The following is a 19,670-nucleotide window of genomic DNA, read 5'->3' as shown; positions in this document are numbered from 1 at the left end:
CGAAGACAAAATATGCAAAGTACTGCAAAGAAAGCCGCCTTGCCTGTGATTACCCTCGCAGCGCTTGGGGTTGTATTCGGAGACATTGGCACCAGCCCACTGTATGCGCTTCGGCAATGTTTCCTCACCGCACATCTCGCTATTAGCGAAGCATCAGTCCTTGGCATTTTGTCGCTGATCTTCTGGTGCATGATGCTGACGATTAGTTTCAAATATGTCACCATTATTATGCGTGCAGACAATAATGGTGAAGGCGGGATTATGTCGTTATTGGCATTGAACCTTCGGACATCACGTATTGCCGAGAACAAAAAGATTTACCTGATTGCCTTGGGATTTATTGGTGCATCACTTTTTTTTGGTGACGGCATTATTACCCCGGCAATTTCTGTCCTGTCAGCCATTGAAGGTTTGAGTATCGCGACACCGATGTTTAACCAGTGGTTAATGCCTCTAGCGATTGGTATTTTGGCTGGATTGTTTCTGGTACAGCGGCATGGCACCGCCACCATGGGAAAATTTTTTGGTCCACTAACCATGGCTTGGTTTTTATCCATTGGTGCACTCGGGGTATGGAGTATTATCCAAACGCCATTTGTATTGACCATGGTGAGTCCACATTGGGCCTTTAACTTTATTGTCCATCAACCCTATGTGGCTTTTCTCACCATGGGTGCAGTCATTCTGACCATAACTGGTGGTGAAGCTTTATATGCCGATATGGGACATTTTGGTCGCTTACCGATACGTCTGGCTTGGTTCATTATCGTCTTGCCTTGTCTACTGTTTAACTATGCAGGACAGGGGGCACTATTGCTACGTAACCCAAATGCAATTGCCAATCCATTCTATATGCTGGTTCCTGATTGGGCTTTATTTCCCATGATTGGTTTGGCGACTGCTGCGGCAGTCATTGCCTCACAGGCGGTGATTACCGGTGTATTCTCCATGACCAATCAGGCGATTCAGCTGCGTTATTTGCCGCGCTTAACCGTCCATCACACTTCGGATGTTGAGCAAGGCCAAATCTATTTGCCGTTCATTAACTGGGTGTTATTCATTTCGGTGGTTATCCTGATTTTACTGTTTGAAAGTAGTGCCAGTTTAGCCAGTGCTTATGGTGTAGCGGTCACTATGACCATGCTCTGCGGTACGATTTTAATTTCGTTTCTGGCCTACGGTTTTTGGCGTTGGCCGGTCTGGAAAGTTTTGTTATTTGCGGTACCATTCTTATTGATCGATTTCGTTTTTGTGGCCTCTACCTCATTAAAAATTATTTCTGGAGGATGGGTGCCAATTCTGATCGGCGCTGCGGTGTATACCCTTTTAATGACCTGGAAAGCGGGACGAGAAATCGTACTGGCACGTTTAGAAAAGGATGCCTTACCGATAGATCTGTTTATTAAAAGTATTAGTATGAGCGCGGAAACTCAATTTGTTCCCGGTTCAGCGGTCTTTCTAACCGGCACACCGAATATCGTGCCGCATGCCATGTTGCATAATATCAAGCATAACAAGGTACTGCATGAGATGAATATTATGGTGACGGTAGTGACCCGTGATATTCCTTATGTAGCACAGGAGGAGCGAACCAAAGTCGAAAAACTGGACAATCGTTTCTATCGTATTTCTCTGTATTACGGTTTTAAAGATCAGCCCAATATTCCAGAAGCACTGGAACAGGCCTATCAACAGTTAGGTTTTGACTTCGACATGATGCAAATAAGCTTCTTTATTTCGCGTGACCGACTGATTCATACGGTTGGAGAAGGTTTGTCTCCTTGGCGTGAAAAACTGTTTATTTCGATGCAACGCAATACCAGTCCAGTGAGTGATTTTTATCAAATCCCACCCAATCGTGTAGTCGAGCTGGGTAGTCAAATCGAAATATAGTTTGGTCAACATCAGATAATAAAAAACCAAGGTGGAAAATCCTTGGTTTTTTATTTGGAGGATAAAGCCTGAAAAGAGAATGATTAGTTCTCTGTTTGTTCTAGAGCGGGAGCTTCTGGAGATGCATTCACAGGCGCATCATTAATACCAGCTTCTGGTGCAGCCTGTACCGCATCCTGAGGCTGTGCAGTTTCAGGTGCAGCTGCGAAAGCTTCATTTGTTTCAGCAGTATTCACTGGTGCCGCAGCGACAGCTTCATTGGTTACATCAGTTTGTGACATATCCGCAGCATTTACTGGTGCATCAGGAGACGATGAAGTCATAGGTGCTGCAGCAATATTTTCATTGGTTTCATTTACGGGTGCCTGTGCAGCGGTTTCCTGATCCATGACTTGTTCAGCTTGCTGCGCAGCTAATTCCGCATTGGGTTGCGGATCAACATTTTCTGATGCAGCTTGGGCAGTTTGCTCGAGGGCAGGACTGTTCGTTTGCTCTGATAATGCTTCAACGGCTTGTGCTGTTGTATTTATATCCGTAGCTTGAGGTGCATTTACATCTACAGCTGAATTGGTTTGTACCTTTTGGGTCTCAGATCCCGCGTCAGCGGGTGCAGTAGCGACTTGACCTGCATCGACAATACGGATTTGACCACTTGTCACCAAATCTTGAATCGAACCAACTTGACCATTCACGGTAGTAGTCACTTTAACTTTAGATAAACTTTCTAAAGAATCGCCAGGTTGAATTGCGGGTTCTGCGAATGCAGTTGCACTCATTAGTCCTGTAACGAGACTTAAACCTAAAAGCTTCGAATGCATATAATACTCCGTAGAAATAAAAATTCCGAATCTTGCATCTTTTCACCTTGTCATAGTTAGGATCGGTTTTTCAATCAAACATACGTAAAGCCATTAAGAGTCTTTATAAAAGCTTTATAAAATTAGACATACTGTTACAACAACTGCGCTTTTGTTAATCATGTTTTGTTTAAATGTTAAACAAACAGCTTTCGCTACATATACTTCATTTTCCCTGCTTGTTAAGCTCAAGGAAAATGAGTGTTTATCTGAAAATGGCAATTAAGAAACGTAAAACCAGTAAATCTTGGGTGCAGCTTTTAAATCAAAATAGTTTAAAAATTATTTTGGGCTTAGTCGCGACCAGTAGTTTTGCGATTGCCTTTGGACAAGAAAAGATTCAGCAATTTGTTTCATTACCATCTTCATCAAACTCAGCGTGTTTAGACCAGTTTTATCGTGATATTCCCCCTTATTTGACAAAAGAAAGTCTTCATAAAAATACTTATCCCTTGTGCTTTAATGGTTTCAATGTGATGTATTCAGGGGTGTCTAAAACACCTTTGTGGGTTGCGGAAGCTTTGACTCCGCAACGATTAAGTCAAAAAATTCCACGTGAAGATAGTTTTCATGAAGAATCCAAAGTCAAAGTAGAACATCAGGCGACCTTGTCGGACTATAAAGCATCGGGTTACGATCGTGGACACATGGCGCCAAATGCCGACATGCCGAATAAAGCTGCGCAGAATGACAGTTTTTCGTTAGCCAATATGGTGCCGCAAGCACCAAAAAATAATCAGCAGGTCTGGCGTGAGTTAGAAGAAGCCACGCGTGCGATTGTGACCAAGCAGAAGCAGGATGTTTACGTGGTGACCGGCCCCGTATTTGCTGCTAAAAAACTTAAAACCATTGGTAAGGGTGTAATTGTTCCAACAGCGACCTACAAAGCCATCTATATGCCAAAAACAGGGGCTGCAGGGGTGTACTATGCCGACAACACCCTGAAAAATACTGCGCCAAAAGTTCAGGTGATCAGCATATGTGCATTGGAAGATCTCACGGGAATTAATATTTTCCCTCAGCTAACAGAAGACCAAAAGCGTAATACTTACAATTTGCCATTAAGGGCAAGTGCGGTCAAAGCGACTCAGAAAATTGCTTATTCATATTGGGATGCAGAAAGCCAATGTGCCGAGGAGGTCAGTTCAGATGCGCTTAGCACTTTGCAGAAACAGTTTAAATCTTCCTCTGTAAGTTCATCTTCAAAGGCGGCGACGACGCAATCGGGTGAAAACAAGAATGCAGCTCCGACGATCGATCCAAATACGCAAGAGACGATTGTTAAGCAATTGATCGAAGGACTTTTACAGTACATTTTACAGTTGTTGAAATAAGCCTTTTTTAAGTAGGATGGAGGTAATCATGCTACTTTTTAAATAACAACAAAGATCAGTGAGAAGATAATGTTCAAGCCTTTTGAAAATGGTAGCGAATCGCATGCTATTCACGACCTCACTTTAGAAAACCAAGAAGATTGCGTCAGTATTTATGGTAACTTGCAGCTGACTAAAGATCAGGCCGGTTTGCAGGCTGCTAAAGCCTTACAGGCCTTTTTAAATGCTGTAGTCAGTGCTTTGGAAAATGAGGACAATTTGCCTGAAAAAATTGATCGTCAAGATGAACAGGAAATTGAAAATCCATTTCTATAAAAACCATTAAAATATTATGTTCCACATGGAACGTAAAAAAGCTGATCAGAGCTGTAATATCAATTGGTTGACAATTGATAGGAGTTTTTAACTTTGAATTCATTCTTTGATACTTGGAAAGGTCATTCGCAACTTAAGCAACATCAAAGCTTATGTGCCGATTTTATCGAGGAGGGTGATTGGAATACTGATTAAATGAATCAGGGTTAAAGCCAGACTGGTGGCAACAGGTGCAAGACGCGCAGGTGCAGGTTGGTCAGTCGCGACCCTAATCACAATTATAAATATGGCAGCTATTACAATCTTAATAATTAAAGCCGAAGTCATACAGTATTTACCCGCAGATAACTCGGCAAATCTATTATTGGCAAAACCGCCTGTGCCTACTTGACCCTGTATAATCACATATAAAAAGAGTGCTGCTCAGGTGGCATCAATGACTAGATAAATAACGACTCGATAAATAATACAAGGAATCAGAGTTTATGAGTATTGCTGTTGTCGCCATTGTTGGGGGGTATAGCCCGTCCACTGTTTAAAGGCACGTTGGAAGGCACTTTGTTCAGAATAGCTCAGCAATAAAGCAATTTCTTGGAGGCTTAGGTGCGGATCTTTTAAATATTGTTCGGCCAACAGATGTCGGACTTCTTGCATACGCTGCTGGTAAGTGGCACCTTGCTGGTGTAAATGGCGTTGCAACTGGCGTACAGACATGCCTAATTGTTCAGCAATCGGTTTGATTTGATAGCGGTTTTTTTGAAGACCGGTCAAGATAGCCCTTTGCAGACGATGATCAAGCTGAGTGGAGTTGGGGAGCTTATCAAGTAAAGCATGTGCTTGCTGCATCAGTAAATGTTGTAAGGTTTGATCGCCTTGAGGAAAGGGTTTGGCCAGTTCTTGAAGTGGAATAATAATCTGAGCAGTGGGTTGAGAAAAGCGGACTTTACAATGGAAATACTGCTCATACAACGCGATATTTTTTGGAACCGGATGGACAAAATGAACCTCATGTAAATGTATGTCTTCAAAATCCATAAAGTGTTTAACAAACTGCAGCATTAATGCGATAGCAATTTCATGAGTGACTTGAGTGGTCAAATGAACAGGGATTTCTCCCCAGCCAATCGCCAAATAATCTCCAAGCATATTGACATGTAAGCTACTGCCATCATAAACCAAACGATGAAAATCATGATAACGATATAAAGCTTCGCCTAAGGTGTTACAAGACAACGCAATGTAAGCAATAATTCCGAGATGCTTGGGTTGCATATGTTCGGCAATGTCCAGACCCAAGGTCGCAATTTGGACCTGTTGTTCTATATCTGTCAGTAACTCGCGCCAAAGACTGAAGTCAAAACGTTCAAGATTTTGAACCCGTTCCAGTTTTTCAGAAATAGCGAGACCCTTAGCTTGACTATAAGCATAAAGTAAATGCCCGAGTCCACCGTATACCGAGCCTGTATAGTCTTTTGATTGCTGCATCGTAATCGTGATCTTTTTGTTGTCGTAATTTGTCAATGAAGTTTTATTTTAGGGTCAATATTTAGCACAGTTCATTGCCTATATTCAACACAGGATGAGGAGAAAATAAATATGTGGAAAGGTTTTCTGGTTGGATTGGTGGTGGCCAATGGCTTTGAATGGGTCGCTCATAAATATATTTTGCACGGTACTCATCGAAGTGGAAAGCCGCGTTATAGTCCCGTACCTGACAGTATGAAATCGCATTGGGAGCATCATCGTGAAGTCCGAAAAACGGATTTTTACGACCATGGCTATGTTGAAGGCATTTCAAATTGGCGTACGAAAAATGAAATCGTTTCTCTGGCAGTGGTAGCGACCAGCACCAGCTTAATGTTTTATCCTGTCTCTAAAGGCATGGCTCTGGCTGCGGTGTATAGCGCCTGCAACTATTATTATATTCATCGACGTGCCCATTTAGAGTCGGATTGGGCAATGAAAAAAATCCCCTGGCATTATGATCATCATATGAACTCAAATCAGGATGCGAACTGGTGTGTGACCAAGCCTTGGTTTGATTATTTGCTGGGAACCCGGGTAATTTCATCCCAAAATTTGCAAGAACAGAATCCATTAGGTATCACATTACCCCAGTCTATTTCCAAGCTATTGAATTTTGTCGCAGATAGTTACTTTCCAGCAAAATGGGTAGAAAGGTTACCTGAAGAATCAATGAAGCTATAAAGGAATTTATCTTATGAGATTTTAATGCCAACGAATTACACTGAGCTTTTGAGCTAAAAATACGCTATAGACGGTCTTTCTTAAGGTATGTCGTAAATTGTCAATATTTTCGGCATGGATAGTCAATATTTCGTTTATTTTTTACTCTATATTTGCCGCATCGTTAAGTGGTAAGATAACTTGACGGCAAATAGATATGTTTTTTGTTTTACGTTTCAAGAAATCGCGCTGTAGTTTTCTTGATTTATAGGGAGTCTTAAAGACTCCTTTTTTTTATCTCAAATTTTGTTATTGCTTTATTAAAACTTAGATTAGCATTTGAAGTGCAACACCATGTTGTTGCCATAATACCTGACTCGGACTTTTAAAGCCGAGTCTTTTTCTTGGACGATGATTCAATCGTTGAGTAATTTCTGCAATATATGCATCCGTATAGTCATTCAAGTCACTGCCTTTTCTAATATATTGTCTGATCAATCCATTGGTATTTTCATTTGTTCCTCGCTGCCATGCACTATAGGGATCAGCGAAACACCAGTCGACATCTAATTCCTGAGCAGTATACTCATGCAGGCTGAACTCCTTCCCATTGTCCGCGGTAATTGTTTTTAGATGTGCTTTGATGGGTTTCAATAATCTGATCGTAGCTTGGCAAACTTCCTCAGCCTTTCGCGTGCTGCACTTTTTCAGCCAAAGATAACCTGTCTTCCGATCTACAATTGAAACCAGGGATTGTTGGTGGTTCTTGCCAACAATCGTATCTATTTCCAAATCACCGAAGCGAGAGCGCTGCTCAATCTCAGCAGGTCTATCGTGGATACTTTTGCGGTTTGTCAGTTGGCCACGAGTCTCAATAGAGCCATATTTTCTCTTCCTTTGATTTCTGAAACGTAAGTTGTGGAAGAGCACACCACCTTTGCTTTTATCCTGCTGTATAAACCTGTATATGGAATGCAGACTGACTGAAACATGAGAAGCAATCTGTTCGGGACTCCACTGGAGATCAAGATAAGCAATGACCTGTACCCAAGTATCATAAGAGATTCTTTTAGGATTAGGGCAATGCCGTCTGCGAGCTAACTTATTGGCATGTTTAGCGAAATAACCATTCCTTGCTCGATTGCGTGCTATTTCTCTGGAAATGGTTGAGGGTGAGCGATTTAGCCTCCAGGCGATATAACGTTTAGAAAAACCTTCACGTAACAATGTAGAAATCTGATATCTTTCTTCTTGAGTAAGATGAGTATAGTTCATGATGCAACTTTGACTTTGGTCGGTCGGAAGCAAAATGCTAGCTCATCTTGCTTCCTTCCAATAATTTAATCTCTGTTGCACTTCATTTGAGAATCCAAGAAATAAAAAAAGAGTGTTATTAAAACACCCTTTTAAGCTTGATCACATCAAAAAATTAAAGACGCATTTCAATGCCTTGAGCTGCCAGATATTGTTTTGCTTCGGGAATGGTGTGTTGACCAAAATGGAAAATAGAGGCTGCCAAAACCGCATCTGCTCCGCCTTGCAAGATCCCATCTGCTAAATGTTGTAAACAGCCCACTCCACCTGAAGCAATAGTTGGAATATTCACGCGATTATTGATTTGACGCATTAACTTAAGATCATAACCGGCTTTGGTACCGTCTGCATCCATCGAAGTAATCAGCAGTTCACCCGCACCGTATTCGGCCATTCTCACTGCCCATTCAATGGCATCAATCCCAGTCGGTTTACGGCCGCCATGAGTGAAAATTTCCCATTTATGATCAGCAGTTTTTTTCGCGTCAATCGCGACCACAATACACTGTGCGCCAAAGCGTTGCGATGCTTCTTGTACAAATTCCGGATTAAAGACTGCAGCCGAGTTGATGCTGACTTTATCTGCACCGGCATTCAGCAATAATCGAATATCTTCAACTTTACGTACCCCGCCACCTACGGTTAATGGAACGAATACGCTTTCTGCCATACGTTCAACTGTACGGTAAGTGGTGTCACGACCGCTCGAGGTGGCAGTAATGTCTAGGAAGGTAATTTCATCGGCACCTTGTTCATTATAGCGACGTGCCACTTCAACCGGATCGCCTGCATCACGAATATCAAGGAATTGCACACCTTTCACTACTCGACCATTATCTACGTCAAGGCAAGGAATAATACGTTTAGCAAGCATAATTTTTTCCAAAAATAACAGCCGATTATGAAACTTCGCCACGAAGGTGCTACACCTTGGCAGTTGGAGCAGGTATTCTATCAAAATTATGTAAGTTTTTTTGCAGGTTTTCTATGTCGGTTTATACCCCTTTGACTTTACAGGAAGTTCAGGCTTTTGCAGCACCTTATGGATTAGAGGTGATTGACCTGATTCCCATTCAAGGAGGTATTCAAAATACGAATTATTTTTTAGTCTGTGAAAATGCTACCCAGTATGTACTGACTATATTTGAAGAGATGGATGAGCAAGGTGCAGGGGAGCTGGTTCCTGTACTTGAGCATTTGGGTAAACATGGTCTAGCGGTGCCAGTGCCATTAAATTATGAAGGTAAAGCCATTCATACTTTAAAAAATAAGCCTGCCCAAATTGCGCCACGCATGATGGGCCAACACCCCATGCCATCGACTGTGGAACAAGCACAAGCGATTGCTATTGCGCAGGCAAAAATGCATATTGCATTACAAGATTTTCCTTTAGAACGGGCAGAATATCGTAATCATGATTATTGGTTACAAGTCGCTAAAGAATTAAAACCGACTTTAAATCCTGCAGATGCTATTTTATTGAGTGAAGTTTTGGGCTTGCATGATGCTTTAACGGCGGTCTATCCTAACCGTCCAAAAGGCTTTATTCATTCAGACTTATTTCGTGACAATACCCTATTTGAAGGCAACGAATTAAAAGGTATTCTGGATTTTTACGAACTGAATGAAGATGAGTTCCTGTTTGATATCGCTATTACTTTAAATGACTTCTGTACCGAATATCCAGATGTACATTTAAATGAAGTTAAAGCACAAGCGTTCTTAGAAGCGTATGAAACGATACGTCCATTAACGACTGATGAAAAAGCCTGTTTAGAGATCTATCTGGCGAAGGCAGCAGCTCGATTTTGGTTGATGCGTTTACAAGTGGCACAAAAAAATGCACAACAGGGACGTACTGGCGATGATATTTTGCAGAAAAATCCACAAGAGATGCGTAATATGCTTGTAGAAAGACTAAAATTTGTGACTGCTTAAAATAAATAGGAAATAAAAATGCGCGATCAGGGGCGATTAGTCGAATGGTTTGATGAAAAAGGCTATGGTTTCATTCAACCGAATGATACCTCGAAAGATCGCGTGTTTTTACATATTAAGGATTTTGCCCGTCAAGGTCCACGTCCTATTGTCGGTTGTGCCCTGGAATATACGGTATTACTGGATGGCGAAGGGCGTTTCCGTGCGCAACAGGTCATGTATCTCAAAGCATCACAAACACAAAAAATATTGCCAAAACCGAAAAACGTCAATGAACAAGCACAAAAATTAAAACCGATGCAAATTGCCTGTGTAGGTTATATTTTAGCTTTGGCTGTTTTCACAATAGCGGGCTTATTAAGTGGAATGGTGCTGTTATTTATCAGCATCATTAATGCCATGACCTATTGGATGTATGCGCAAGATAAAGAGGCAGCATTAATGGGCAAGCGCCGTGTACCTGAACAGACTTTACATATTTTATCCTTTCTTGGAGGCTGGCCTACAGCATGGCTTGCACAGGAAAAATTGCGCCATAAAACACAAAAACAACCCTTTAGAAAGATTTATTTTTGTACCATAGCCTTAAACATTCTTTTGATTTTATGGCTAATTTCTCCTTTAAATATCCTTAAAATTTAAAAGAGAACAATGACTTTAAAAGGTATAACAATGAATTATTCTATAGATAAAGACTCTAATCGTACTCTGACTTTAATTCTTTATGTACTTTATATTATTGCTATTTTTTCAGCTGGTTTACTGGCAATTATTGCCTTAATTATTAACTATGCCAAACGTAACGATGTACGCGGCTCTATTTTCGAAAGTCATTTTACTTGGCAAATTCGCACCTTTTGGTGGTATTTATTCTGGAACATTATTGCTTTTATTCCGTTCTTTTTCTTGTTTTTTACCGGTGAGAATACCGATCTTTTTGCGGGTGTTGCACTTATCGCAACCACGTTCTGTGTTACGGTGATGGGTATTTCCTGGATCTGGATTGTCTATCGGGCTATCCGCGGTATTATTCGTTTAAATGATAATCAACCGATGTATCAATAATAATGATTGATCATAAAAGGCAGCTTGGAGCTGCTTTTTTATTTATTTTTTTAAGGTAAAGAATAATTTTGTCTAAGTGGGTTTATTCAATAACTTTCGTTAAATTTGATCAATTTTCATCTCAGTAATTTAACTAATAAAAAGAGTAAATTAGCGAGCCAGCTCTTTATTTTTCTTCAAAAACCTCGGCTTCCATTCACTCAAAATCACACCCATCACCACCAATGCACCACCCAAAATGGCAAGCATGGGTAAGCGTTCACCAGCCAGTCGTCCAATCAGGGCAGCCCAGACCGGTTCACCTGAATAGATAATAGCAGCTTGTGAAGGATCAACTTCACGCTGTGCCCAGTTCATCACCAATTGAATGGCTGCACTGGCCAAGCCTAGTCCACAGAGAATGATCATCAGTGGCCAAGAAAATGATGGATTCCACGCTTCACCCGTCACAGGCATCATGCAAAAAGCAAAAACAGACGCAAAGCCGAGCTGAATCACCGTTACGCGGCGTACATTGACTTTACCGGCAAAAAAACCAATCAGGATAATTTCAAGGGCGATGGCGATTGAACCCAGAATAGTAATAATTTGCCCAAAGCTCAGTTGTACGTGCCCAAAGCCATTGCCGGTCAAAAATATGAGACCGAGAAAAGCCAGCCCTGCACCACACCAAGTCATAAATGGTGGCGTTTTACGAAACAATAGCCACAACAGAAGCGGCACTAAGGGCACATACAGCGCGGTTAGAAAAGCTGATTCACTGCTACTGATACTTTGTAGCCCAATGGTCTGGGTGCCATAGCCAATCGCGATCAATAAGCCTATTAAGGCACCGGCAGCAATTTCTTTCAGATTAATACCGCTTAAATCTTTCCAGGAAAACAAGCTAACAAAAAGCATGGCTGTAATAAAACGACAGCCGACAAAAAACATGGGACTGGCAAAATTTAAACCATATTGCACGGTAAGAAATGACCCACCCCAAATCATGGTAATCATAATTAAGGCCAGTTGCGGGGCTTTGGTTTTAAACCATGAAGGAACGTTTAACATGTCTATACAGGGATGACTTGATTGAAATAAAAAAGAGGTCCGAAGACCTCCTTTAAGGATGTGGAACCCATATTAAATGGATTGATCATCCCAAAGTGATTGCGCTTCACGAAGGTTCAGTGTGCCTTCATAGATTGCACGGCCGGTAATCGCACCTAAAATACCCGGTTGGCCTTTTAAGTTACGAACGTCATCTAGGTTGGTTACACCGCCAGACGCAATCACTGGCAAACCTGAATAAGTCGCTAAGTTTACAGTCTGTTCGATGTTAACACCTTGCATCATGCCATCACGTGCGATGTCAGTATAGACAATGCTCGATACACCCGCATCTGCAAAACGTTTAGCAAGATCAGTCGCTTTTACGTCAGTGACATTTGCCCAGCCATCGGTAGCGACCATGCCATTCATCGCATCAATTCCGACAATAATGCGGCCTGCAAATTTCTTGCATGCTTCTTCGACGAAAGCTGGGTCTTGAACCGCTTTAGTCCCGATAATGACAAAAGATACGCCTGCATCCAAGTAATGTTCAATGGTTTCAAGCGAACGAATACCGCCACCAATTTGAATTGGAAGTTCAGGCTGTGCTTTAGCAATTGCTTCAACTACAGGTTTATGGATAGGCGTCCCGGCAAAAGCACCATTTAAATCAACCAAATGTAAGCGGCGCGCGCCTTCATTTACCCAATGCTGTGCAGTTGCGACGGGGTCGTCAGAAAATACGGTATCATCTTCCATACGGCCTTGTTTTAAACGGACACATTTGCCATCTTTCAGGTCAATTGCAGGGATGATCAGCATGCTTTCGCTCCTTGCTTAATCTCGTTAAAGTTATTGTTTGTCATCTTAGCAAAATATTGTTAAATCTCTAAGCCTCAGTTTCAGCTTTTATTTTATCCGGTCTAATACCTAATTTTAATGAAGTGTTGGGGATGGGTTTAGGCAGTAAGCCTAAACCCAGCAATTCTTCAAACACCAGTACCGGTGCATAAGCATCGGCAGCCGCGTATTGAATTTGATGGGGTGTCAGTATTTTACGTGCCCAGTTCGAGGTACTGATTTTTTTACTTTTGGGAAAATTCACTTGAAATAAAAGTGCCATGGCATTTTTTAGCCCCATAGGATTAGAAAAGCCAAAGGCGGAAAAGCATTTCGACAGTTCAATCACGCTATTCAGCTCAATGCCTTTTTTGCGAAAAAGATGGGCATCATTTTTTAAGCCGAAACCCACTTTAACTTGATCTCGATTCTCAAAAACAGGTTTTAGAAATTCTAATATTTGAGGGTTGATTTGAAATAAATAAGCTGTATCGTGACTGGCCAATTGAATCAGATGCGGCCCTGTTGACACTTCACCTTTGGCAAAGGTCGGTTTGGATTCGGTATCGAAACCCAGTAATGCACAGCTTTTCAGTTCTTGTTCGAGGGCAAGACATTGCTCAATGCTATTAATGAGATGAATCTGTTGCATGGGAAGATTCTGAAATAAAGGCAATTCCTGAATTTGTTCTTTGCTGGGTAGCGTTTGAAGCAGAGGTTCTTCCATAATGATCAATATAATAATTTATTTTAAATTCAGCTTAATCGCTTTTCCGAGTTTAGGCAAAAATAAAGCCTGCATAATTACAGGCTCTAGGTATGTATAGAGGCAACGGTTAATGGTTTTGCACAGTTTGTGGTATTTCCATTTGTGCCACTTGTGCACGTTGCACATAATCTTGATAGGCAGGGACTGCAATAGCAGTGAGAATACCAAGTGGAAAAATCAGCACATAGAACCATGCTAAAACTTTCTCCCAGGTTTTTGTTATACGTGGTAGACCAAACTGGTTTTCATGTTCATCACCTTTTGCAAAAGTTAAATACACGGCTAAACCTAAATTGACCAATGGGATCAACATCAGTAAAGATAACCAGCCACTTTTATTCAGGTCATGCAGGCGACGAATCGCAAAAATAAAAGAAAAGTAAATCATCGCAATATACACAATGCCTAACAGCAACATGGGGAAAAGTGGCATGCCTTGGCTGGGTTCTGGCACAAAACCAGGGAGCAGAACGGCGCTAAGAATGCCCAAAGTCATCACAACGAACAATAGCAGCCCGTTCCAGCCCAAATAAGATAATCGACCAAATCGTCCATCAGCATTCAATGCTGAGTCATTACTAATATTGCTCATTATTATTTTCCTATATTTTTTAAATGGATATATTTAATATTTAGTCAAATAATAATCAATTTTAATATAAGTTCAAAGAGGAATTTTTAAACTCGGATCCCAAAATAAAAAAAGCCCAACCAGGGTTGAGCTTTTAAAATGTTGATCTAAGCGTCTAAAATTCTAGTTTTAGATGTTCCATTCCACAAAGTTTTTCAGTAACTGTAAACCTGCGGTATGGCTTTTTTCTGGATGGAACTGGGTGGCAAACAGGTTTTCTTTATGCAATGCCGTGCAGAACTCTAAGCCGTAGTCACAGGTCGCGGCAGCCAGGGAAGCATCTTTCGGTTCAACATAGAAACTATGCACAAAATAGAAACGCGCATCCTGTTCAATGTCTTTCCACATTGGATGGCTTGGGTCTGCCTGATGAACCTGGTTCCAGCCCATATGGGGAACTTTTAAGCCCGCCATTTCCGGGAAGTGCTTTACTTCGCCTTCAAAAATACCCAGTGCATCTGCACCGCCATTTTCTTCAGAGTGCTGCATCAAAGCCTGCATACCGACACAGATCGCCAAAACTGGTTTGTTGAATACCGCATGGCGTACCACTTCATCAATACCCGCTTCATGCATGCCTTGCATACAGTCACGCATTGCACCGACACCGGGGAATACAATCTTATCGGCCTGGGCAATTAATTTAGGGTCATTGGTCACATCGACAGTTGCGCCCACATGTTCCAGGGCTTTGGCTGCAGAGTGTAAATTTCCCATGCCATAGTCAAGAAGGGCAATACGGGTCATTATAAAGTCCCTTTGGTTGAAGCGACAGTATTTTCAGCACGTGGATCAATTTCACAGGCCATACGCAGCGCGCGTGCAAAGGCTTTAAATGTACATTCGATCTGGTGATGACTGTTTTTGCCTTTCAGGTTGTCAATGTGCAATGTCATTAACGCATGATTCACAAAGCCTTGAAAAAATTCAGAGAATAGATCAACATCAAAGGTACCAATACGGGCGCGAGTGAATGGAATATCCATCCATAAGCCAGGGCGACCGGATAAATCGACCACCACACGGCTTAAAGCTTCATCCAGTGGTGCATAAAAATGACCATAACGTCGTAAGCCTTTTTTATCACCCAACGCCTGGGCGAAAGCCTGACCGAGTGTGATACCACAATCCTCGACAGTATGATGGTCATCGATATCCAGGTCACCATCACAGTGAATATCGATATCGAACAAGCCATGTCGCTTGATTTGATCAATCATATGATCTAAAAATGGAACACCTGTGTTGAGGGTGCCCTGACCCGTACCATCAAGATTCACACGAACTCGGATTTTGGTTTCGTTAGTGTTTCTTACCACTTCACTGATACGTTGCGTCATAGACACGTTCCTCAAAAACGTTAAAAATGATGATGTAAAATGTTTTTTCGCGATGACGAAATCATCGCATATTAGATTGCTCAGGAGGGTTAATCAATGCCTATTACCGTACATGCTTATACTTCACTAGAAAATGACGAAGTGCGCAGCCAGCTTGAGCGACTGTATGACACTAGCCCGGAATTTGGAGATGGGCAGGATGCCATTGAACAACTAGAGCAAAACTTGGCTCAGTATACCTTAGTTTACACAGCAGAATTTAATACTAAGTTGATTGGGGCGATTTGGTGCACTGGACAAGGGGAAAGCAAGATCCTAGAAAATATTGTGGTTCATCCGGCTAACCGTGGACGCGGCGTTGCGGAACGACTGGTGAGCGAAGTCTGCCGTATGGAAGAAGAAAAGGGCGTGAAGACGTTTGAACCGGGCTGTGGCGCCATTCATCGTTGTCTGGCGCATCTGGAAAAAATTTAAGTTTGAATAGATTATAAAAAAATGCCAGTCAGTTAAGAAATTGACTGGCATTTTTTTTATTGTGAATTCATCATGTTATTTGATACACGTAAACGTCATCCGCAATTGTTTGAGGTAGCACAAGATTAAAAAAGTTGCTGTTTATGCGATAAATTCGCTCCACGGTGATAGTGGACGAGTTTTGCGGGTGACAAATGCTTTTGGTTCTTTCGACGAAACAAAAAAACATTCGAGCTCCAAGTATTTGATCTAAAAAAATAAGATTTCGTTGTTAATGACCAAAAGCTAAGAAGTTTATTAAAATCCTTTTAACTGATCAGCATTAAGCCTTGAAACTGTTTTTTATGCTTAAACATAGCTTTGGTTGAAATAGTGAATGAAGTTTTAAATAAAAAATAATCAAACAACTTGAGATTTGCTGTAAAAATAAACGTTTGTTTAAAAAAGCATAAAACCTGCTTGACTGAAAAACACTTAGACTGTTTAATACGCGACATCGGCGTGATAGCTCAGTAGGTAGAGCAACGGATTGAAAATCCGTGTGTCCCCAGTTCGATCCTGGGTCTCGCCACCATATTCAAAATCATCAAGATTTCAATCCCTGATCCCATCAGGGATTTTTTTTGGGCAAAAAATATTCGATCAAATAAAAATGTCATGAATTATATTGACTATTGATGCCAGATACGGCTTAATACACCGCATCGGCGTGATAGCTCAGTAGGTAGAGCAACGGATTGAAAATCCGTGTGTCCCCAGTTCGATCCTGGGTCTCGCCACCATATACGAAAAAACCTCAAATTATGTTTGAGGTTTTTTTTTGTCAGCGTTTTTTTCAGCTGAACTTTTTTCGTATAAAATAACGTCAATAACAATTCGAGCATAAAAAAATGAAAACAATCGGATGTTCAATATTAACTTTACTTTCTTTCCTGCTGACAGCCTGTGGTGGCAGTGGAATCGGAGATAACTTTAACTCTTCTTTTGAAAAAACTTTTACTTTTGGTTCACAAACCTATATTTGTCGCAGTGAAAGAGCAGCCAATGCTTGTGGCGGTGCGAGTCAGGATTGTTCCGCATGTGACGTACAGTCTTCATCTTCACCAGTGATTACCCAGGTATGTACTCAGCCAGTGGTTAATACGCATAGAGTAACAGCGAATGGCTGCGTGTTAAGACTCACCAATAATACCCAGACGGGAATCTGTACTTCAGAAGGATTAAGACTGCTGTCCGGAACCAATTTCACCAGACTGCAAGTCAGTGCAGGCACATTATTTCCGAGGGGAAGTTTAAGTATCAATGTCGGAAACCTGACTGAAACCATCGCTTGTAATTAAAAACCATGAAATTTTTTATGCCGTTCATTATTGGCATTCTCTGCTTTGGATTGGGTTATTGGGTGGCTTCATCCAAGCCTGAGTCTGAACAGCATGTTCCTGAGCATAATCAGGTTATTGCTGTAGAAAATTTTATTCAGCATATCCAACCCAAAGGACAGACTCAGCCTGAAGAAGGTCTTGTCTTACAACAGCAGCTAAAAAATCAGAAAACACAGGTCAATCTAGTCATAGATAGCGCGACCACTGAACAGATCAATAAGTATCTTGAGCAATCCTTTCCGGGCTATGACTTATCCGATATTCAAAATAAACACGCGTTTGCCAAACGTCTGGTCAGTGAATTTGTCGATTCAGAAAATGATCCGAATGAAGTTTTGGCAGGGAAGGCCACAGTGACGACAGAACAACAATATTCAGTAGGAGATGTGTTGCCTAGGCAGATTTATGCCGGACAACAGTTATTTGCCCATTTTGATACTTTGGGAAAAGTACCTAATAACGAGCAGGTCTTTGTGCGCTGGAGCAACCAGTCTACAGGTGAAGTGCTGTTTTTTATGCCACAGCGGGTCAGTGCCACTCGGGAACAGAACTGGGTCAGTTTTAATCCAGTGAAGGGCTGGAAAGTCGGAACTTATGATGTTAAATATTATCAGTTGAATGATCAGCTTAATCCAATTGCCCAGACCCGTTTTAAAATTGACCAGGTGATTGATTAAATTAACAAATATTTTGAGAATGGTTTAATGAAAGACCTCTTTTCCAGCAATAGTCTTTACTACAAACAAGCCCGCCCGAATTATTCCATCCAAATTGTGAAAGAAATTTTAAAGCATGTTCCGGAACGAAATTTTGCATGGGACTGTGGTGCTGGGTCTGGACAATTTACCCAATTATTAGCTCCGTATTTCAATCATGTGATGGCAACCGATATTAGCGAAGCACAGTTGCAGCAAGCGCCTTATTTTGAAAATGTCAGCTATCAGGTGCAAGCAGCCGAGCAGACCAGTATTGCAGCCAACTCCATTGACTTGATCACGGTGGCTCAAGCCATTCACTGGTTTGACTTTGATGCATTTTATAAAGAAGTTAAACGGGTGCTTAAACCACAAGGGGTTTTTGCTGCCATTGGTTATGGTTTAATTGAGGTACAGGATGCTGCGATTAATAGCCTGGTTCAACAGCTGTACTTTGAAACGCTAAACGGCTATTGGGATGCTGAGCGCCGTTATATTGATGAGCTATATCAGACTATTCCATTTCCTTTTAATGAACAGGCTGTTCCGGAACTGCGTTTACAATATCAATGGTCACCGCAGCAATTGTTGAGCTATTTAAAAACTTGGTCAGCGCTGAAGCATTATCTGGATAAAAATGATCATGAGCCGCTACAGCGGATTTCAGAGGTTTTACAAACTGCACCAGACAATTTAGATGTAACATTTCCTATCTTATTACGTGTGGGAACGGCGGAAAAATAAAGATTTAGCTGCTTGCTTTATATCGTGATGTTAATGTGATCAAGCGAAGATAAAAATATGATTTTTATATTTTAATCGAATAAATATTCTGTTTTTTATTAAAAATATTAAGTATATAAAGATTCTTAATTAAGTAATTTTTAGATAAAAATTATGGTTTTTACCAAACCGCTTATCTGAGCAAAGGCTGTCAAATAGAGCGTTTATTATAGAATAATGGCTGTTGAAGGGTGTTTGTTTACTTTTATTTATTTGAGTAAAACTGCCATGAATCTCCTAAAGAATTTGTCCTGTGTAATAGTAGCGATTGCTGGAAGTTTTTCAATTTCCTCTACTTTTGCTGATACTGCTGAAATGCCTGTTTTAAGAATGATGGCAGAACCGGAATTAAGAGCTGAAACTACAGGCATAATTCAATATCAACAAGATCCGCAAGAAGTGAGAGCCTTGCAGCATCGGATTATGCAAATACAACTGGACACTCAAAACTTTGTTGTTAATCCGACTATTTTAGCGACCATAGATCTTGTGCCTGATGGACCAATACCCGATATAAACAGTTTGCCATTGGAACAGCAGCAATATGTTCTGGCGGTTGCACGAGGTTTGCAGTCTTCTGATCCAAGAGAGGGCTTGTATATTATCCTTGAACCTTTTGGTATAGACCGTAACGCAACCAATGTACAAATTGCTCGAGAGCAAATTTCTTTGGGTATTTTGGAAAATACTCCGCAAAATCAAGCTATCAGACAGTTACAACAACAGCAAGAATCTATTCAAAATAATGGTATGCGCTAGTTTTAAAATATTGATAGAAAAATAAATGTTTTTTGTAGAAAGAAAAAGGATGCTCAAAA

General features: G+C 41.1%; 22 protein-coding genes, 2 tRNA genes and 1 pseudogene. 14 read left to right on the top strand and 11 right to left on the bottom strand.

Annotated features, from left to right (window positions below):
* Positions 1–12: 12 nt before the first annotated feature.
* Entirely contained in the window at positions 13–1,893 is a 1,881-nt protein-coding gene (locus tag E0H89_RS05575) for a potassium transporter Kup (protein ID WP_131215272.1), read from the top strand.
* An 83-nt stretch (positions 1,894–1,976) separates the two neighbouring features.
* Here E0H89_RS05575 and E0H89_RS05570 read toward each other — a convergent pair whose 3' ends face one another.
* Positions 1,977–2,711 carry a prolipoprotein diacylglyceryl transferase gene (locus E0H89_RS05570; RefSeq protein ID WP_131215268.1) on the bottom strand — a complete coding sequence of 245 codons (735 nt, stop codon included), beginning with the start codon at positions 2,709–2,711 and terminating at the stop codon, positions 1,977–1,979.
* Positions 2,712–2,965: 254 nt separating this feature from the next.
* Between E0H89_RS05570 and E0H89_RS05565 the strand changes: the two genes are divergently transcribed.
* Together E0H89_RS05565 and E0H89_RS05560 are read left to right on the top strand one after the other, a co-directional pair.
* On the top strand, positions 2,966–4,084 hold the full coding sequence (locus E0H89_RS05565) for a DNA/RNA non-specific endonuclease (RefSeq protein WP_131215356.1): 1,119 nt from the start codon (positions 2,966–2,968) through the stop codon (positions 4,082–4,084).
* A 69-nt stretch (positions 4,085–4,153) separates the two neighbouring features.
* Positions 4,154–4,399: a hypothetical protein gene (locus E0H89_RS05560; RefSeq protein ID WP_131215265.1), complete on the top strand. Its 246-nt coding sequence runs from the start codon at positions 4,154–4,156 to the stop codon at positions 4,397–4,399.
* Between the two features lie 174 nt (positions 4,400–4,573).
* Here E0H89_RS05560 and E0H89_RS05555 read toward each other — a convergent pair.
* Positions 4,574–4,822, bottom strand: a pseudogene (locus E0H89_RS05555) (MIP/aquaporin family protein); the annotation flags it as partial.
* A gap of 60 nt (positions 4,823–4,882) precedes the next feature.
* Positions 4,883–5,884, bottom strand: a complete 1,002-nt coding sequence (locus E0H89_RS05550; RefSeq protein WP_131215259.1) for an AraC family transcriptional regulator — start codon at positions 5,882–5,884, stop codon at positions 4,883–4,885.
* 111 nt (positions 5,885–5,995) lie between these two features.
* Between E0H89_RS05550 and E0H89_RS05545 the strand changes: the two genes are divergently transcribed.
* Entirely contained in the window at positions 5,996–6,607 is a 612-nt protein-coding gene (locus tag E0H89_RS05545) for a sterol desaturase family protein (protein ID WP_131215256.1), read from the top strand.
* 306 nt (positions 6,608–6,913) lie between these two features.
* Here E0H89_RS05545 and E0H89_RS05540 read toward each other — a convergent pair whose 3' ends face one another.
* Both E0H89_RS05540 and hisF read right to left on the bottom strand, forming a co-directional pair.
* A complete protein-coding gene (locus tag E0H89_RS05540; RefSeq protein WP_131215253.1) occupies positions 6,914–7,861 on the bottom strand; it encodes an IS30 family transposase in 948 nt (315 codons plus the stop codon).
* A gap of 154 nt (positions 7,862–8,015) precedes the next feature.
* Positions 8,016–8,774, bottom strand: coding sequence for an imidazole glycerol phosphate synthase subunit HisF (hisF, locus tag E0H89_RS05535; RefSeq protein WP_131215250.1), 759 nt, complete (start codon positions 8,772–8,774; stop codon positions 8,016–8,018).
* 113 nt (positions 8,775–8,887) lie between these two features.
* Between hisF and E0H89_RS05530 the strand changes: the two genes are divergently transcribed.
* From E0H89_RS05530 to E0H89_RS05520, 3 genes are read left to right on the top strand one after another with little or no spacing between them, the layout of a single operon-like run.
* Positions 8,888–9,838 (top strand): homoserine kinase, encoded by a 951-nt coding sequence (locus tag E0H89_RS05530; RefSeq protein WP_131215247.1) that lies wholly within the window; start codon positions 8,888–8,890, stop codon positions 9,836–9,838.
* An 18-nt stretch (positions 9,839–9,856) separates the two neighbouring features.
* Positions 9,857–10,480: a DUF1294 domain-containing protein gene (locus E0H89_RS05525; RefSeq protein WP_131215244.1), complete on the top strand. Its 624-nt coding sequence runs from the start codon at positions 9,857–9,859 to the stop codon at positions 10,478–10,480.
* 30 nt (positions 10,481–10,510) lie between these two features.
* Positions 10,511–10,903 carry a DUF4870 family protein gene (locus E0H89_RS05520; RefSeq protein ID WP_131215241.1) on the top strand — a complete coding sequence of 131 codons (393 nt, stop codon included), beginning with the start codon at positions 10,511–10,513 and terminating at the stop codon, positions 10,901–10,903.
* A 150-nt stretch (positions 10,904–11,053) separates the two neighbouring features.
* Here the strand turns inward: E0H89_RS05520 and E0H89_RS05515 are convergent, their stop codons facing one another.
* The 6 genes from E0H89_RS05515 to hisB form a co-directional block, all read right to left on the bottom strand.
* The gene (locus E0H89_RS05515; protein WP_131215238.1) at positions 11,054–11,956 is read right to left on the bottom strand and encodes a DMT family transporter; all 903 of its coding nucleotides are present in this window, start codon (positions 11,954–11,956) and stop codon (positions 11,054–11,056) included.
* Between the two features lie 72 nt (positions 11,957–12,028).
* The gene (hisA, locus tag E0H89_RS05510; RefSeq protein ID WP_131215235.1) at positions 12,029–12,760 is read right to left on the bottom strand and encodes a 1-(5-phosphoribosyl)-5-[(5-phosphoribosylamino)methylideneamino]imidazole-4-carboxamide isomerase; all 732 of its coding nucleotides are present in this window, start codon (positions 12,758–12,760) and stop codon (positions 12,029–12,031) included.
* Positions 12,761–12,827: 67 nt separating this feature from the next.
* Positions 12,828–13,505, bottom strand: coding sequence for a 3'-5' exonuclease (locus E0H89_RS05505; RefSeq protein WP_131215232.1), 678 nt, complete (start codon positions 13,503–13,505; stop codon positions 12,828–12,830).
* A 109-nt stretch (positions 13,506–13,614) separates the two neighbouring features.
* A complete protein-coding gene (locus E0H89_RS05500; RefSeq protein WP_131215229.1) occupies positions 13,615–14,139 on the bottom strand; it encodes a DUF805 domain-containing protein in 525 nt (174 codons plus the stop codon).
* 168 nt (positions 14,140–14,307) lie between these two features.
* Complete coding sequence (gene hisH, locus E0H89_RS05495; RefSeq protein WP_131215226.1) at positions 14,308–14,925, bottom strand: imidazole glycerol phosphate synthase subunit HisH; 618 nt, start codon at positions 14,923–14,925, stop codon at positions 14,308–14,310.
* Positions 14,925–15,518 carry an imidazoleglycerol-phosphate dehydratase HisB gene (hisB, locus tag E0H89_RS05490; protein WP_131215223.1) on the bottom strand — a complete coding sequence of 198 codons (594 nt, stop codon included), beginning with the start codon at positions 15,516–15,518 and terminating at the stop codon, positions 14,925–14,927. The genes hisH and hisB overlap by 1 nt, the downstream gene beginning before the upstream one ends.
* A 96-nt stretch (positions 15,519–15,614) precedes the next feature.
* Between hisB and E0H89_RS05485 the strand changes: the two genes are divergently transcribed.
* From E0H89_RS05485 to E0H89_RS05455, 7 genes are all read left to right on the top strand, one after another.
* Positions 15,615–15,992 carry an acetyl-CoA sensor PanZ family protein gene (locus E0H89_RS05485; RefSeq protein WP_131215219.1) on the top strand — a complete coding sequence of 126 codons (378 nt, stop codon included), beginning with the start codon at positions 15,615–15,617 and terminating at the stop codon, positions 15,990–15,992.
* A 498-nt stretch (positions 15,993–16,490) separates the two neighbouring features.
* Positions 16,491–16,566, top strand: a tRNA-Phe gene (locus E0H89_RS05480).
* A gap of 132 nt (positions 16,567–16,698) precedes the next feature.
* Positions 16,699–16,774 (top strand) — tRNA-Phe (locus E0H89_RS05475).
* A 108-nt stretch (positions 16,775–16,882) separates the two neighbouring features.
* Complete coding sequence (locus tag E0H89_RS05470) at positions 16,883–17,332, top strand: hypothetical protein (protein ID WP_131215216.1); 450 nt, start codon at positions 16,883–16,885, stop codon at positions 17,330–17,332.
* A 17-nt stretch (positions 17,333–17,349) separates the two neighbouring features.
* The gene (locus E0H89_RS05465) at positions 17,350–18,051 is read left to right on the top strand and encodes a hypothetical protein (RefSeq protein WP_131215212.1); all 702 of its coding nucleotides are present in this window, start codon (positions 17,350–17,352) and stop codon (positions 18,049–18,051) included.
* Between the two features lie 27 nt (positions 18,052–18,078).
* Positions 18,079–18,813: a class I SAM-dependent methyltransferase gene (locus E0H89_RS05460; RefSeq protein WP_131215209.1), complete on the top strand. Its 735-nt coding sequence runs from the start codon at positions 18,079–18,081 to the stop codon at positions 18,811–18,813.
* 267 nt (positions 18,814–19,080) lie between these two features.
* Positions 19,081–19,611, top strand: a complete 531-nt coding sequence (locus E0H89_RS05455; protein ID WP_250697842.1) for a hypothetical protein — start codon at positions 19,081–19,083, stop codon at positions 19,609–19,611.
* Positions 19,612–19,670: the final 59 nt, after the last annotated feature.

This window comes from Acinetobacter sp. ANC 3781 (assembly GCF_004331285.1).
Lineage (GTDB): Bacteria > Pseudomonadota > Gammaproteobacteria > Pseudomonadales > Moraxellaceae > Acinetobacter.
Note: the sequence above shows the minus strand (reverse complement) of the source record. Positions and strands in the feature narration are given on the sequence as shown.